Annotated in this window: 13 protein-coding genes; 8 read left to right on the top strand and 5 right to left on the bottom strand. The window is 74.5% G+C overall.

Annotation, left to right across the window (positions count from 1 at the left end):
- The first annotated feature begins 20 nt into the window (after nt 1-20).
- The 3 genes from DFQ13_RS04445 to DFQ13_RS04435 are packed head-to-tail and all read left to right on the top strand — an operon-like array spanning nt 21 to nt 3,621.
- Entirely contained in the window at nt 21-1,037 is a 1,017-nt protein-coding gene (locus DFQ13_RS04445) for a thiamine ABC transporter substrate-binding protein (RefSeq protein ID WP_110078921.1), read from the top strand.
- The gene (locus DFQ13_RS04440; RefSeq protein WP_110078920.1) at nt 1,013-2,611 is read left to right on the top strand and encodes an ABC transporter permease; all 1,599 of its coding nucleotides are present in this window, start codon (nt 1,013-1,015) and stop codon (nt 2,609-2,611) included. The genes DFQ13_RS04445 and DFQ13_RS04440 overlap by 25 nt, the downstream gene beginning before the upstream one ends.
- On the top strand, nt 2,608-3,621 hold the full coding sequence (locus DFQ13_RS04435) for an ABC transporter ATP-binding protein (protein ID WP_035280728.1): 1,014 nt from the start codon (nt 2,608-2,610) through the stop codon (nt 3,619-3,621). The genes DFQ13_RS04440 and DFQ13_RS04435 overlap by 4 nt, the downstream gene beginning before the upstream one ends.
- Here the strand turns inward: DFQ13_RS04435 and DFQ13_RS04430 are convergent.
- The 3 genes from DFQ13_RS04430 to DFQ13_RS04420 are packed head-to-tail and all read right to left on the bottom strand — an operon-like array spanning nt 3,579 to nt 6,531.
- Entirely contained in the window at nt 3,579-4,436 is an 858-nt protein-coding gene (locus DFQ13_RS04430) for an ABC transporter permease subunit (protein ID WP_035280677.1), read from the bottom strand. The genes DFQ13_RS04435 and DFQ13_RS04430 overlap by 43 nt on opposite strands.
- Nucleotides 4,433-5,446, bottom strand: coding sequence for an ABC transporter ATP-binding protein (locus DFQ13_RS04425; protein WP_110078919.1), 1,014 nt, complete (start codon nt 5,444-5,446; stop codon nt 4,433-4,435). Before DFQ13_RS04425 ends, DFQ13_RS04430 begins: the two co-directional genes overlap by 4 nt.
- Nucleotides 5,443-6,531, bottom strand: a complete 1,089-nt coding sequence (locus DFQ13_RS04420; protein ID WP_110078918.1) for a LolA family protein — start codon at nt 6,529-6,531, stop codon at nt 5,443-5,445. Before DFQ13_RS04420 ends, DFQ13_RS04425 begins: the two co-directional genes overlap by 4 nt.
- 133 nt (nt 6,532-6,664) lie before the next feature.
- Between DFQ13_RS04420 and DFQ13_RS04415 the strand changes: the two genes are divergently transcribed.
- The 3 genes from DFQ13_RS04415 to DFQ13_RS04405 are packed head-to-tail and all read left to right on the top strand — an operon-like array spanning nt 6,665 to nt 9,108.
- Nucleotides 6,665-7,393 carry a response regulator transcription factor gene (locus tag DFQ13_RS04415; RefSeq protein ID WP_035280673.1) on the top strand — a complete coding sequence of 243 codons (729 nt, stop codon included), beginning with the start codon at nt 6,665-6,667 and terminating at the stop codon, nt 7,391-7,393.
- Complete coding sequence (locus DFQ13_RS04410; RefSeq protein ID WP_233438263.1) at nt 7,390-8,706, top strand: sensor histidine kinase; 1,317 nt, start codon at nt 7,390-7,392, stop codon at nt 8,704-8,706. Before DFQ13_RS04415 ends, DFQ13_RS04410 begins: the two co-directional genes overlap by 4 nt.
- Nucleotides 8,707-8,733: 27 nt before the next feature.
- A complete protein-coding gene (locus DFQ13_RS04405; RefSeq protein ID WP_110078917.1) occupies nt 8,734-9,108 on the top strand; it encodes a (deoxy)nucleoside triphosphate pyrophosphohydrolase in 375 nt (124 codons plus the stop codon).
- 41 nt (nt 9,109-9,149) lie between these two features.
- Here DFQ13_RS04405 and trpS read toward each other — a convergent pair whose 3' ends face one another.
- Nucleotides 9,150-10,115 carry a tryptophan--tRNA ligase gene (trpS, locus tag DFQ13_RS04400; protein WP_110078916.1) on the bottom strand — a complete coding sequence of 322 codons (966 nt, stop codon included), beginning with the start codon at nt 10,113-10,115 and terminating at the stop codon, nt 9,150-9,152.
- A gap of 165 nt (nt 10,116-10,280) precedes the next feature.
- Complete coding sequence (locus DFQ13_RS33585; protein ID WP_181399885.1) at nt 10,281-10,451, bottom strand: hypothetical protein; 171 nt, start codon at nt 10,449-10,451, stop codon at nt 10,281-10,283.
- Between the two features lie 216 nt (nt 10,452-10,667).
- Between DFQ13_RS33585 and typA the strand changes: the two genes are divergently transcribed.
- Both typA and DFQ13_RS04390 read left to right on the top strand, forming a co-directional pair.
- A complete protein-coding gene (gene typA, locus DFQ13_RS04395; RefSeq protein WP_035280666.1) occupies nt 10,668-12,572 on the top strand; it encodes a translational GTPase TypA in 1,905 nt (634 codons plus the stop codon).
- 165 nt (nt 12,573-12,737) lie between these two features.
- Complete coding sequence (locus tag DFQ13_RS04390; protein WP_233438262.1) at nt 12,738-14,438, top strand: ABC transporter family substrate-binding protein; 1,701 nt, start codon at nt 12,738-12,740, stop codon at nt 14,436-14,438.
- Nucleotides 14,439-14,508 lie beyond the last annotated feature (70 nt).

Raw genomic sequence — 14,508 nt, 5'->3', positions numbered from 1 at the left:
ACGCCCGAGGAAGGTTCCCGATGCGCCGACTCGTCCCCCTGGTCGCCCTGGCTGTGGTCGCCGGTTGTTCCGTGGGGGGTGAGGCCCCGGTCGACCGCACCGTCGTGCTGGTCACCCACGACTCCTTCGACGTCGACCAGGCGGTGTTGGACGAGTTCGAGGCGCGGAGCGGGATCACCGTGGAGGCGCGCAAGAGCGGGGACGCGGGGGCGTTGACCAACCAGTTGGTGCTGACCAAGGCGAACCCCATCGGGGACGTGGCCTTCGGCGTCGACAACACCTTCGCCTCCCGGGCGCTCGACGAGGGGGTGTTCGCCGAGTACCGGAGCCCGGAGGCGGACAAGGGGCCGCAGCGCTACGCCGTCGACGGCAGCGGGCGGCTCACGGCGGTCGACGTGGGGGACGTGTGCGTGAACGTGGACCCCGCGGCGCTCGGTGGCGATGTGCCCAAGACCTTCGAGGACCTGGCGGACCCGAAGTACAAGGACAAGTTGGTGGTCGAGGACCCGGCGACGTCCTCGCCGGGTCTGGCGTTCCTGCTCGGGACCGTGGCGCACTACGGCGAGCAGGGGTGGGCCGACTACTGGGGCAGGCTCAAGGCCAACGGCGTGAAGGTCGTCAGCGGGTGGGAGGAGGCCTACACCCAGGAGTTCTCCGGCTCCTCCGGCAAGGGGCCGCGGCCCATCGTGGTGTCCTACGCGTCGTCGCCGTCGGCTGAGGTGGGGGAGGACGGGAAGGCGCGGACCGCCGCGCTGCTGGACACCTGCTTCCGGCAGGTCGAGTACGCCGGGGTGCTGAACGGGGCGAAGAACCCCGAGGACGCGAAGAAGGTGCTCGACTTCCTGCTGTCGGAGCCCTTCCAGAAGACCGTGCCGGAGAAGATGTACGTCTACCCGGCGCGCGAGGGCGTGGCGCTGCCAGACGCCTGGACCGCTGCGGCGCCGTTGCCGGAGCAGCCCGCGACCCTGCCCGCCGCCGACATCGCGGCGCAGCGGCAGCGGTGGATCGAGCAGTGGCGCAGCACCGTCGGGGGCTGAGGCCAGCGGCGGCGCTGGCGTTCGCGGCGGTCCCGCTCGGCTTCCTCGCCGTCTTCTTCGCCTGGCCGGTGGCCGCGATCGTGCGGCTCGGGTTCGGTTCCGGCGCGGCCGGGGTCCTGCGGGTCCTCGGCGAGGGGGCGACGTGGCGGCTGGTGGGGTTCACCCTCGCCCAGGCCGCCGCGTCGACCGCGGTGGCGGTGCTCGCCGGGCTGCCGGTGGCGTTCCTGCTGGCCAGGGTGCCGGGCGGCGCGCTGGTGCGGGTGGCGGTGCTGGTGCCGTTCGTGCTGCCGACGGTCGTGGTCGGGTTGGCGTTCAAGGCGCTGCTGCCCGACGGCGGGGTGGTGGCGATCGTGCTGGCGAACGCGTTCTTCAACGTGGCCGTGGTGGCGCGCACGGTCGGCGGGCTGTGGGCGCACGTGGACCGGCGGGCCGAGGACGCGGCGCGGGCGCTGGGGGCTTCGCGGTGGCGGGCGTTCACCTCGGTGACCCTGCCCGCGCTGACCCCGGCGCTGGGGTCGGCAGCGGCGGTGGTGTTCCTGTTCTGCGCCACCAGTTTCGGGGTGGTGCTGCTGCTCGGCGGCGCCCGGCACCGGACGCTGGAGACGGAGATCTACCTGCGGACCGTGGAGCTGCTGGACCTGCCGGGCGCGGCGGCGCTGTCACTGGTGCAGTTCCTGGCCGTGGTGGGCGTGCTGGTGGTCGGGGCCGTGGCGCGGCGGCGGCGGGAGAACGCGCTGAGCCTGCGCGGTCAGGCGGAAACCGTGCGGCGACCGCGCGGTGGGGAGTGGGTCGCGGCCGGGCTGGGCTACGCGGTGGTGGCGTTGCTGGTGGTGCCGATCGTGACGCTGGTGGTGCGCTCGTTCGCGGGCGGGACCGCCGGGTACCGGGCGCTGGCCGGGACCGGCTTTCGGGGCTCGTTGCAGGTCACCGGCCTGGAGGCGGCGCTGAACTCGGTGCGGGTGGCCACGGACGCGACGCTGCTGGCCCTGGTGCTGGGGGTGCTCGCCTCGGTGGCGCTGGTGACGCTGGGGCGCAGCCGGGTCCGGCCGGGGGTGGTGGAGGCCGTCGACACCGCGCTGATGCTGCCGCTGGGCGTCTCGGCGGTGACGGTCGGCTTCGGCTACCTGGTCACGCTGGACGCGCTGCCGGGGGACCTGCGGACCTCGGCGGCGCTGGTGCCGCTGGCGCAGGCGCTGGTCGTGACCCCGCTCGTCGTGCGGACGCTGCTGCCGGTGCTGCGGTCGGTCGACGAGCGGCTGCGGCAGGCGGCGGCGACGCTGGGGGCGGGGCCGTGGCGGGTGTGGCGCGAGGTCGACGTCCCGCTGGCCGGGCGGTCGCTGCTGGCCTCGGCGGCCTTCGGGTACGTGGTGGCGCTGGGGGAGTTCGGTGCCACCAGCTTCCTGGTGCGGCCGGACACCGCGACGCTGCCGGTGGTGATCGGGCGGCTGGTGGCGCGGCCGGGGGAGCTGAACAACCAGATGGCCTACGCGGCGTGCACGCTGCTGATGGGGGTGACGGTGGTGATCGCGCTGCTGGTCGAGCGCCTGCGGGTGCGCGGGGTCGGGGAGTTCTGATGCTCGCTGTGTCGGGGTTGTCGGTGCGCTACGGGACCGTGGCCGCTGTGTCCGATGTGGACTTCGAGGTGCCGGACGGGTCGGTGCTGGCGCTGCTGGGGCCCTCCGGCTGCGGCAAGTCGACGCTGCTGCGGGCGGTGGCGGGGCTGGAGGTCGGCACCGGGTCGGTGTGCTGGGACGGGGTGGACCTGTCGGGTGTCCCGGTGCACCGGCGCGGGTTCGGGCTGGTCTTCCAGGACGGGCAGCTCTTCCCGCACCGCGACGTCGCGGGCAACGTCGCGTTCGGACTGCGGATGGCGGGGACACCGCGCGCCGAGCGCGACGCGCGGGTCGGCGAACTGCTGGAACTGGTGGGGCTGGGCGGTCACGCCGCGCGGCGGGTGGGTGAGCTGTCCGGCGGGGAGCGGCAGCGGGTCGCGCTGGCGCGGGCGCTGGCGCCCCGGCCGCGGGTGCTGCTGCTCGACGAGCCGCTGTCGGCGCTGGACCGGGCGCTGCGCGAGCAGTTGGCCGTCGACCTGGCCCGGGTGCTGCGGGTCTCGGGCACGACGGCGCTGGTGGTCACCCACGACCACGACGAGGCGTTCACCCTGGCCGACCGGGTCGCGGTGATGCGCGCCGGGCGCGTCCGGCAGGTGGGGACGCCGGACGAGGTGTGGGCGCACCCGGTGGACGACGAGACCGCCCGCTTCCTCGGCTGCGGCCGGGTGCTGGACGCGGCGGAGCTGGCCGTGTTCGGCGACCCGCCGCGGCGCGGCCGGGTGGGGCTGCGCCCGTCCGCGCTGCGCGTGGGCCCCGGGCCGGTCCACGGCGAGGTGACGGCCCGGGTCCACCGCCGCGACCACGTGCTGCTCGTGGTCGCGGCGGAGGGCCTGGGCCGGGTCGACGCCGTGGCCGGGATCGCCGCCGCGCCGCAGGTCGGCGCCCGGGTGTCCCTGGTGCTCGACCCCGGCGGGGTGGTGCCGGTGGGTCAGCCGTCGCGGGTGAGCATCCGGGACAGGGCGATCGAGTAGCCGATGAGGATGTAGCAGCCCGCGCGCAGCACCCCGGTCAGCAGCGTCGCGGTGGGCAGCGGGTCCTTGACGACCTCCGGGATGGCCTCCCAGCTCGTGGTGATCAGCGCCGGGGTGAGCCAGTCCAGGGCGGGGATGACGCTGAGCACGCCGGAGACGATCACCACGCCCAGGCTGACCACGACGACGATCAGCGGGTGCTCGGTCCACGCCGACACCGCCAGCGCGACCGCGGCCAGCGCCCACACCTGGACGGTGACCAGCACGACCGTCAGCAGCACCCGGCCCAGGCCCGCGCCGAACGGCAGCGTGGTGCCCGAGGAGGTCAGCATCCCGTCGCCGCCGAGCAGCAGCAGGCCCGCGACGATGCCGGTGGCGGCCATCAGCAGCACGGCGAACAGGCTGACCGCGGCCACGCCGAAGGCCTTCACCGCCAGCAGCCTGGCCCGCCCGACCGGGGCCACGAGCAGCCCGCGCAGGGTGCCGTTGGCGGCTTCCCCGGCGAGCGCGTCGGCGGCGAGCATGGCGCCGGTCAGTGGCAGCAGCATGGTCATCGACATGGTCAGCCCGAAGATGGGCAGCAGCAGGCCGTTGCCCTCGACCAGGGAGGCCAGGCCGTCGCCGACCGATTCCCCGGACGACGAGCCGGTGGCGATCGCGATGCCGATGCCCGCCACGACCGGGACCAGGGCCAGCAGGGCCAGGCCGATCAGGGTGCGCGGGCGGCGCAGCACCATCCGCAGCTCGGAGCGCAGCAGCCGGGTCAGCGGCGCGCGGCGCGCGGTGGCGCGCGGCTCGTCCAGGGCGGCGGTCATCGGGTCTCCTGCGGGACGAGGGGGTCGCTGGTGGGGTCGAGCTCCGCCGCGTCGACCGGGTCCTCGGTGAGGCGGGCGAAGAGGTCTTCCAGGCCGGTGCGCTGCCTGCGCACCTCGTGCACCGGCACACCGGCCTTGACCAGCGTCTCCACCACCTCGGGGGCGGTGGTGGCGGTCAGGTCGACCCGGATGCCCTCGGCGAGGGAGCGGGCCGGGATGCGGTGGTCGCGCAGCGCGTCCACCGCGGCCTCGACCTCCGGGGTGGACACCAGCAGCGTGGCGCTGCCCGCGTCGAGCAGGTCGGCCAGCTCGCCCTGGGCCACGACGGTGCCCTGGTTGAGCACGGCCACGTGCGTGCAGGTGGCCTCGACCTCGGCGAGCAGGTGCGAGGACACGACCACGGTGGTGCCCGCGGCGTGCAGGTCGGCCATGATCGTGCGGATCTCCCGGGTGCCCGCGGGGTCCAGGCCGTTGGTGGGCTCGTCCAGGACGACGAGCCTGCGCGGCACCAGCAGCGCCCCGGCCAGGCCCAGGCGCTGCTTCATGCCCAGGGAGTAGCCGCGGAAGCGGCGGTTGGCCGCGTGCGCGAGGCCGACCCGCTCCAGCGCGGCGCCGACCGCCGCCGGGATGCGGGAGGTCGACAGGTGCGGCTCGGCGGCGGCGGCGCGCAGCAGGTTCTCCCGGCCGGACAGGAACGGGTGGAACCCGGGGCCCTCGACCAGGGCGCCGACCTCGGGCAGCGACTCCGCCGCGCCCTCGGGCAGCTTGCGGCCCAGCAGCTCGACCTCACCGGCGGTGGGGGTGACCAGGCCGAGCAGCATCCGGATGGTGGTGGTCTTGCCGGAACCGTTGGGGCCGAGCATCCCCAGCACCGCGCCGGTGGGCACCTCGAGGTCCACGTTGTCCACCGCGACCGTGCCGCGGTAGACCTTGCGCAACCCCCGGGTCCGGGCGGCCGGGACGGCCGCGGGCGAACCCGCGGCCGTCCCGAACTCGGTGGAGCCGCTCACTTCTGCCCGAGGGCGTCGACGAGGACCTGCTGCGGGACCGCGCCCACGGCGACCCGCCCGTCCTCGGCGACCAGGGCGGTGCCGACCTTGGTGGTGATCACGAAGCCGGTGCCGAACGGACCGGAGACGGGCTTGCCGAACTGCTTGAGCAGGTCGAGCGGGGTGCCCGCGGCCTTCCTGCCGTCCGCGTCCTTCCCGGACACCTCGGCCTTGAGCAGGTCGGCCGGGACGGTGCCGACGAGCACGGTGTCCCAACCCTCGCCGACGACCTTCGGGTTGATGGTCGCCAGGAAGTCCTTCTTCTGCTGCTCGGTCGGCTGGTGCTCGCGCGCCTCGGCGTTGCCGTCGGTCACCTTCGCGCCCGCGGGCGGGGTGAAGGTGAACAGGCCCGCGTCCTGCGCGCCGGTGGCGAACTCGGTGAAGCCGACGCTGAGCGCGGGCTCGGCCGAGCCGTTGGCCAGGACCTCCAGCCGCAGCGGCAGCCTGGTCTCGGAGTCGACCGCGATGCGCACCTCGCGCAGCAGCGTGCGCTCGGTCGGCTTCGGGGTCAGCACGAGCTGGTAGGCCGGGCGGTCGGCGACCTTGGCGGTGCCGTCCACGCTGACCGTGGAGTCCGCCCGCATGGCGGTGATGAACTCCAGCGACACCGCCGCCGGGTCGGCCAGCTTCTCCTCGGTGGACCGGTCGGCCTTGTGCTCGGCCGCGCTGTCGTACTTCACGACCGAGCGGTCCGCGGAGTTCCACAGCCAGGTGGTCGCGCCGTCGGCGATGACCGTCTTCTCGCCGCGGCCCTGGTCCATCGAGATCCGGGCCTTGCCCTGCCCGTCGGTGTAGACGCGCACGGCCTCGTCGCCGGTGGGCAGGCCGGGCACCGGCAGGCCCAGGTCGCTGCTGACCTTCACCGTGCCCGACAGCGCGGGCACGTCGCTGGTCAGCACCGACTGCACCAGCGCCTCGGCGCTGACCTCGGGCAGGGTGGGCGGTGCCTCGTCGGCACCGGCCGGGGCCGCGAGCAGGACCAGCCCGACCACACCGGTGGCCGTCCCCGCCGCCGCGACGGACAACGCCGTCCTCTTCCTGTTCATGACTCTCTCTCCCTGTTCGGGTGGTGTATCCCGCACCGAGAACACTGCTCCCCCCACCCTGAGATGGCGCTGAGAGCGATCTTCGTGCTGAGAGACCGCTGAGAGTGCGGGCACGCACCCCCCACCTCCCGCCATGATGGCGGACGTGAAGCCTCGGGTGCTGGTGGTCGACGACGAACTCGGCGTGCGCCGGGCCCTGCAACGCGGGCTGACCGCGGAGGGCATGGACGTGATGGTCGCCGGTGACGGCCCCAGCGCGCTGCGGATGGCGCTGACCGGCGCGTTCGACGTCGTCCTGCTCGACATCATGCTGCCCGGCCTGTCCGGTTACCGGGTGCTGGAGCGGCTGCGCGCCGAGGGGGTGCGCACCCCGGTGCTGCTGGTCTCGGCCAAGGACGGCGAGGTCGACCAGGCCGACGGGCTCGACCTGGGCGCGGACGGGTACCTGGTGAAGCCGTTCTCGTTCGTGGTGCTGGTGGCCCAGGTGCGCGCCACGCTGCGCCGGGGTGCGGAGGAGGGCGCCGGGCGGCGGCTGCGGCTGGGGTCGCTGCTGGTCGACCGGGGTGCCAGGGAGGTCAGCTTCAACGGCGAGCCGGTGCCGCTGAGCCCGCGCGAGTTCGCCGTGCTGGACTGCCTGGCCGGGCGGGCCGGGTCGGTGGTCACCAAGGACGAGCTGCTGCGCGCGGTCTGGGGCGACGAGCAGGCCGCCACCCGCAACGCCGTGGAGGTCTACGTCGGCTACCTGCGGCGCAAGCTGGACGCGGCGGGCGCCGACGGCATCGTGCGCACCGTGCGCGGCCACGGCTACCTGGCCTCCACCGCCGAGATCGACGCCGCTCTCGACACCCCGCGACCGCGGTGAGCCGACGCCGCTCCGTGCGCCTGCGGATCACCGCCGTCGCCACGGCGGGAACGCTCGCGGTGCTGCTCGGCCTGGCCCTGCTCAGCAGCCGGATGATCGGGCCGCTGCTGGTCGACAGCGCCGACGACGAGCTGCGCCCCGCCCTGGACACCGCCGTGGCCGCGGTGTCGGCCGGGGCCGAGGTCCGCCCGGTCTCGCCGAACTTCCGCACCCGGGTGCTCGACACCGCGGGCGCCCCCGCCGACGGCGCGGCGGCCCCGGAGCTGACGCCCTCGGACATCCGCACCCTCAAGGCCGGGGTGCCGGTGCTGCGGCTGTCGGACTCCCCACCGGCCCGCTGGCTGGGCACGGTCGCCACCGCCCCGGACGGCGCGCAGCGGCTGGTGGTGGTGGGCACCGGGCTGGCCGGGTACGACGCCGCCCGGGGCGCCGCGCTGCGCTGGCTGATCACCGCAGCGGTCATCGCCGCCGCCGCGACCGCCCTGGCCACCTGGTCGGCGGTGCGCTCGGCGATGCGCCCGGTGGGGCGGCTGCGCGCGGCGGCGGCCAGGCTCGGCGCGGGCAAGCGCCTGCCGCTGCCGGAGTCGCGCGAGCTGCGCGCCCTGGCCGCGGCGATGAACGACCTGCTGGCCCGCCGCGACGAGGCCGCCGACCGGCTGCGGCGGTTCACCGGGGACGCCGCGCACGAGCTGCGCTCCCCGGTCGCCTCCATCCGGGTGCAGGCCGAGGTGGCGGTGGCGCACCCGGACCCGGAACTGGCCCAGGAGGTGCTCGCCGACGTCGCCAGGGAGTCGCAGCGGCTGTCCGCGCTGGTCGACGGCCTGCTGACGCTGGCCCGCTCGGACGCCGGGGAGCTGCCCGCGGCCTCGGCGGTCGACCTGTCGGTCGCCGCCGCCGACGCGGCGGTGCGCTGCGCGGTCGCCGACGGCCCGGCCATCCGGGTGCACGCGCCACCGGGGTCGTGCTGGGTGTACGCGGCGCCGTCGGAAGTGGACCTGGTGCTGGACAACCTGCTGCGCAACGCCGTCCGGCACGCCCGCGCCCGGGTGGTGCTCACCGTCCTCACCGCGGGCCGCACCGCCAGGGTCGTGGTCGACGACGACGGGCACGGCATCGCCGAGGAGCACCGGGCCAAGGTGTTCGACCGGTTCTACCGCGTCCAGGACGACCGGGCGCGCAGCTCCGGCGGCACCGGGCTGGGCCTGGCGCTGGTGGCCGAGGTGGTGCGGCGGCGCGGCGGGGCCGTGCGGGTGGGGGAGTCGCCGGAGGGCGGCGCCCGGTTCCAGGTGACCTGGCGGACGGCGTCGGTCTGAGCACCGGTCCGCGTAGGGTGCGCACCCGTGACTGTGGTGGCTGCGGCCGTGGTGCGCGATCGTGCTGTGCTGGCCCAACAGCGGGCGTTCCCGGCCGAGGCCGCCGGGATGTGGGAGTTCCCCGGCGGTCGGGTGGAGCCAGGCGAGTCCGATGTGGACGCGTTGCGCCGGGAGTGCCTGGAGGAGCTGGGCGTCGAGGTGGCGGTGGGGGAGCTGCTGGGCTCGGTGCTGCTGCCGGGCGGGCGCGAACTGCGGCTGTACGCGGCATCGGCGGCCGGTGAGCCGCGCGCGGTGGAGCACCTGGGGGTGCGGTGGCTGGCGGCCTCGGAGCTGGACTCGGTGCCCTGGCTGCCCGCCGACGTGGAGTTCTTCGGCGCGGTGCGCGATCTGCTGGGCGGCTGACCCGGTGGCGCGGCCCCGGGGACCGCGCCACCGGTGACCCCTCAGCCGACCCCGGCCAGGCGCAGGGCCGAGGACAGGCGGTGGGCGGCGCGGTCGGCCGCCCGGGCGGCCCCGGCCTTGCGGATGGTGTCGAGTTCGGCCGGGTCCGACAGCAGCTCCAGGGCCCTGGTCCGGATCGGACGCAGTTCCTCGACCACCGCCTCGGCCACGGCCTCCTTGAGCGGCCCGTACCCGCTGAAGCCCGCCGCCTCCGTCCTCGGGTCGGTGCCCCGGCAGGCGGCCAGGATCTCCAGCAGGTTCGAGACCGCGGGCTGCCCGGCCGGGTCGTGCTCCACCCGGCCCAGGGCATCCGTCTTCGCCTTGCGGATCTTGCGGCGGACCAGGTCCGGGTCGTCCAGGACGAACACCGTGCCGGTGGAGTCCTGGGCGGACTTCGACATCTTGCGGGTCGGGTCGGACAGGTCGCGGACGCGGGCGGCGGTGCGCGGCATCACCGCCCTGGGGATGGCGAAGACCTCCCCGTAGGTCGTGTTGAACCGCCGCGCCAGGTCCCTGGCCAGCTCCACGTGCTGGCGCTGGTCGGCGCCCACCGGCACCTCGTCGGCGCCCAGGAGCAGGATGTCGGCGGCCATGAGCACCGGGTAGGTGAGCAGGCTCAGCCGCACCATGGCCTGGCCGTCGGACTTCTGCTTGAACTGGGTCATCCGCGACGCCTCGCCGAAGGCGCAGGCGCACTCCAGCAGCCAGGTCAGCGCGCCCAGTTCGCGGATCAGGTCGCTCTGCACGAACAGCCGGTCCGGGGCGATGCCCGAGGCGACCAGGACGGCCAGCAGCTCCCTGGTCGTGGCCCGCAGCCTGGCCGGGTTGTAGGACACCGTCATGGCGTGCAGGTCGCTGACGAAGTACAGGTCACCGGGGTGCCCGTCGCGTGCCCAGTGGCGCACGGCACCGAGGTGGTTGCCCAGGTGGGCGCGGTCGGACGGGGTGATGGCGGACAGGCGGGTCATGGTGCTCTCCTGGGGGTCGGGCCCCTCCGGAGAACCGTCAGGCCGCCCGGAGGGGCGGCCTGGGGGTGTGCGTCCGGTGACGTCCGGGCACCACGGGCTAGGGCCGCCGTGAGGCGGCCCACCAGGTGGTGTTGCGGAAAGTCACGCGGGTCACGTTAGCGGATCTCACGCGGCTCCGGCGAAGGCCGCCTTGGCCTTTTTCAACGCCAGGACCGGGCACTTCTTGCAGCGGGACTTCGACTTGCAGCACTTCTTCTTGACCTTGCCCGCCTTCATCAACTTCTTCACAGCGTCGGCCGGTGTGGCAGCCTTGACCAGGGCCGATTTCTTGCCCACGGCAGCACCCTCCGTTCTCCGCCGAACCGTCGTCTTAGGGTAGGTTAACCTGCTCGTCGGGCGGCGTGGTCCTGCTCACACCGCGGTTGCGGTTAAACTGATCGAGCCAGTAGCGGCTTTTGAGCTGCGCCGGGCGCCCCTCTCAGCCAGTGCTGTCAACGCAGACCAGCGGCGGGCCGCCCTCCACCCTCGTTAGAAGGAACCAGGAGCACGCGCGTGCCCGCAGCGACCGTCAGCGCCGAGCTGACCAGGACAGATCTCCGCAACGTCGCGATCGTCGCGCACGTCGACCACGGCAAGACGACCCTTGTCGACGCGATGCTGCGCCAGTCCGGGGCGTTCGCCGCCCGCGCCGAACTCGTCGACCGGGTCATGGACTCCGGCGAGCTCGAGCGGGAGAAGGGCATCACGATCCTGGCGAAGAACACCGCCGTTCGCCGCCAGACCCCCGACGGCCCGATCGTCATCAACGTCGTCGACACCCCCGGCCACGCCGACTTCGGCGGCGAGGTCGAGCGCGGCCTGTCCATGGTCGACGGCGTGGTGCTGCTCGTCGACGCCTCCGAGGGCCCGCTGCCGCAGACCCGGTTCGTGCTGCGCAAGGCGCTCGCCTCCGGCCTGCCGGTCGTCCTCGTGGTCAACAAGGTCGACCGCCCCGACGCCCGCATCGCCGAGGTCGTCGAGGAGACCCACGACCTGCTGCTCGAGCTGGCCTCGGAGATCGACGACGTCGACGAGTCCGTGCTCGACCTGCCGGTGGTCTACGCCTCCGCCCGCGCCGGGCGCGCCAGCCTCAACCAGCCCGAGGACGGCGGCCTGCCCGACAGCGAGAACCTCGACCCGCTGTTCGACCTGCTGATGGAGCGCATCCCCGCGCCCAAGGCCGACGTCGAGGCGCCGCTGCAGGCCCTGGTCACCAACCTCGACGCGTCCAGCTTCCTGGGCCGCATCGCGCTGTGCCGCATCCACACCGGCCGCATCCGCAAGGGCCAGACCGTGGCCTGGATGCGCGAGGACGGCAGCGTCAGCAACGTGCGCATCACCGAGCTGCTGGTCACCGAGGCCCTGGACCGCGTCCCGGCCGAGGAGGCCAGCGCGGGTGAGCTGGTGGCGATCGCGGGCATCCCGGAGATCACCATCGGCGACACCCTCGCCGACATGGGCAGCCCGGTCGCGCTGCCCCGGCTGACCGTCGACGAGCCCGCCATCTCGATGACCATCGGCGTCAACACCGGCCCGCTCGCCGGTCGCAACGGCGGCACCAAGCTCACCGCCCGGATGCTCAAGGGCCGCCTGGACTCGGAGCTGGTCGGCAACGTCAGCATCCGCGTGCTGCCCACCGAGCGCCCGGACGCCTGGGAGGTGCAGGGCCGCGGTGAGCTGGCGCTGGCCATCCTGGTCGAGCAGATGCGCCGCGAGGGCTTCGAGCTGACCGTCGGCAAGCCCGAGGTCGTCACCCGCACCGTCGGCGGCAAGCTGCACGAGCCGTACGAGCGGATGACCGTGGACGCCCCCGAGGAGTACCTGGGCGCGATCACCCAGCTCCTCGCCGCCCGCAAGGGGCGGATGGAGGACATGGTCGGGCACGGCACCGGCCGCATCCGGGTCGAGTACATCGTCCCCTCCCGCGGCCTGATCGGCTTCCGCACCGACTTCCTCACCGAGACCCGCGGCACCGGCATCGCCAACGCCATCTTCGAGGGTTACCACGAGTGGGCCGGGGAGATCCGCAGCCGCCACACCGGCTCGCTGGTCGCCGACCGCACCGGCCCGGTGACCGCCTACGCCATGCTCCAGCTCGCCGACCGGGGCACGTTCTTCGTCGAGCCGGGCGCCGAGGTCTACGAGGGCATGGTCGTCGGCGAGAACCCGCGCGCCGAGGACCTCGACGTCAACGTCACCAAGGAGAAGAAGCTCACCAACATGCGCTCTTCCTCCGCCGACGTCTTCGAGACGCTGGCCAGGCCGCGCAAGCTGAGCCTGGAGGAGGCGCTGGAGTTCTGCGCCAACGACGAGTGCGTCGAGGTCGCCCCGGAGGTGGTCCGGGTCCGCAAGGTCATCCTGGACGCCACCACCCGCGGCCGCCAGCGCTCCCGGGACAAGGCGCGCGACCAGAAGTGACCGCGACCCGCCGGGGGCGGCGGGACGCGGGGTGAGACCGCGCACGGGCGGTGTCGGGAACCTCCGGCACCGCCCGTGCGTCATCCGGACGGGGGAAACCGGTGGCGGGCCGGTCGTCCGGGTCTGGCAGCATGGCCGGGCGCGACTTTCGGGGGAGGTGCGGCGGTGGGCGGCAGGTGGCGGGCGGTGCTGGCGGGGGCCGCGGCGCTGGGCGCGCTGGCGGGCTGCACCAACGCGCCGCCGCCACCGCTGGTGACCACCGAGGTCGCCCGCACCCGGACCAGCGCCGAACCCGACGTCGGCGAGGCCGTGGTGGGCGTCGACAGCGTCCTGGGCGGCTACAACCCGCACAAGCTCGCCGACCAGTCCACGGTGACCACCGCCCTGGCGCAGGCCGTGCTGCCCTCGGTGTTCCGCCCGGGTGCCGACGGCACGCCCCGGCTGGACCGCACGCTGATGGTCTCCGCCGAGGTCACCTCCGCCGAGCCCTACACCGTCGACTACCGGCTGCGCCCCGAGGCGGCCTGGTCCGACAGCGCGCCCATCGCCGCCGAGGACTTCGTCTACCTGTGGGAGCAGTTGCGCGAGGCGCCCGGCGCGCTCGACGGCGCGGGCTACCGGTTGATCTCCAACATCTCCGCGCGCGAGGCGGGCCGGGTCGTGGAGGTCACCTTCGCCGAGCCCTACCCCGGCTGGCGGTCGCTGTTCAGCGGCCTGCTGCCCGCGCACCTGCTCAAGGACATCCCCGGCGGCTGGGCCAACGCGCTGCGGGAGAACTACCCCGTTTCCGGCGGCCCGTTCGCCGTGCGCACCCTCGACCGCGACCGCGGTGAGATCGTGCTGGAGCGCAACGACCGCTACTGGGAGGCGCCCGCCGCGCTCGACCGGATCGTGCTGCGCCGCGCCGACCTCACCGGCACCACCGGCGCCCTGCGCACCGGCCACAGCCAGCTCGCCCTGACCGCGCTCAGCGCCCAGGGCCTCGCCGCCGTGACCGCGCTGGAACCCGACGTGACCACCACGCAGGTGCCGCGCCCCGCGGTGGCCACCGTGCTGCTGCGCCCGGTCGGCACCGCCATGGCCGACCAGCGGGTGCGGACCGCGATCGGCGCCCTGCTCGACCGGCGGGCCCTGATCGCCGCGGGCACCGGGGGCGGCCCCGCGTCCGCCGCCGTGGCCGACGCCCAGGTCCTCGCCCCCAGCGCCCCCGGCTACCGGGCCACGCTGCCCGCGGGCCGCTTCGCCGCCGTCGACCAGGCCGGGGCCGACGCGCTGCTCACCGAGGCGGGCTTCACCAGGGTCAACGGGAGCTGGGCGTTCGGGCAGACCCCGCTCAACCTGGTCATCGCCGCCCCGGCGGGCCGCGAGCCCTACCTGGCGATGGCCCGCGAGCTGCAACGGCAGTTGTCCGTCGGCGGGGTGCAGTCGCAACTGCTGACCCCGCCCGGCGACCGGCTCTACGCCGAACTGCTCGCCGCCCCCGACCCCGACGAGGAACCCACCACCGAGGTGCACCTCGTGGTCGCCCCGCAGCCCGCGGGCGGCGACCCGGCCACGCTGCCCGCCGTCCGGTTCGGCTGCGCCCCGGCCGACGCCGACAGCGGCACCCCCGCGGTCGCCAACCCGGGCGCGTACTGCGACCAGGCCACCCAGCCGACCCTCGACGCCGCGCTCACCGGGAGCACCCCGCTCGCCGACGCGCTGGCGGCGCTGGAGCCGGAACTGTGGTCACGCACCGTCGCCATCCCGCTCTACCAGGAAGTGGACACCCTCGTCGTGCGCCGGGAGATGACCGGGGTGAGCGCGGGAACCCCCTTCGCCGGACCGTTCGCCGGGGCCCCCGGGTGGCGCCGCGCGGGCGGCTAGATCGATCACCCAGGGTGACTTTAGTCCTCCACTGCGTGTTTTCGGGTAACTTTCACATTGCGTGTGGTCG

The sequence above is a fragment of the Actinokineospora spheciospongiae genome (assembly GCF_003182415.1).
Taxonomy (GTDB): domain Bacteria; phylum Actinomycetota; class Actinomycetes; order Mycobacteriales; family Pseudonocardiaceae; genus Actinokineospora; species Actinokineospora spheciospongiae.
This window is presented reverse-complemented; position numbering and strand designations above follow the sequence as displayed.

Bases quoted from the DNA above. Each gene is read 5' to 3' on its own strand.
- trpS (WP_110078916.1), bottom strand. From the start codon at position 10,115: ATGACCCGCCTGTCCGCCATCACCCCGTCCGACCGCGCCCACCTGGGC.
- DFQ13_RS04415 (WP_035280673.1), top strand. From the start codon at position 6,665: ATGATGGCGGACGTGAAGCCTCGGGTGCTGGTGGTCGACGACGAACTC.
- DFQ13_RS04420 (WP_110078918.1), bottom strand. From the start codon at position 6,531: ATGAACAGGAAGAGGACGGCGTTGTCCGTCGCGGCGGCGGGGACGGCC.
- DFQ13_RS04445 (WP_110078921.1), top strand. From the start codon at position 21: ATGCGCCGACTCGTCCCCCTGGTCGCCCTGGCTGTGGTCGCCGGTTGT.
- DFQ13_RS04430 (WP_035280677.1), bottom strand. From the start codon at position 4,436: ATGACCGCCGCCCTGGACGAGCCGCGCGCCACCGCGCGCCGCGCGCCG.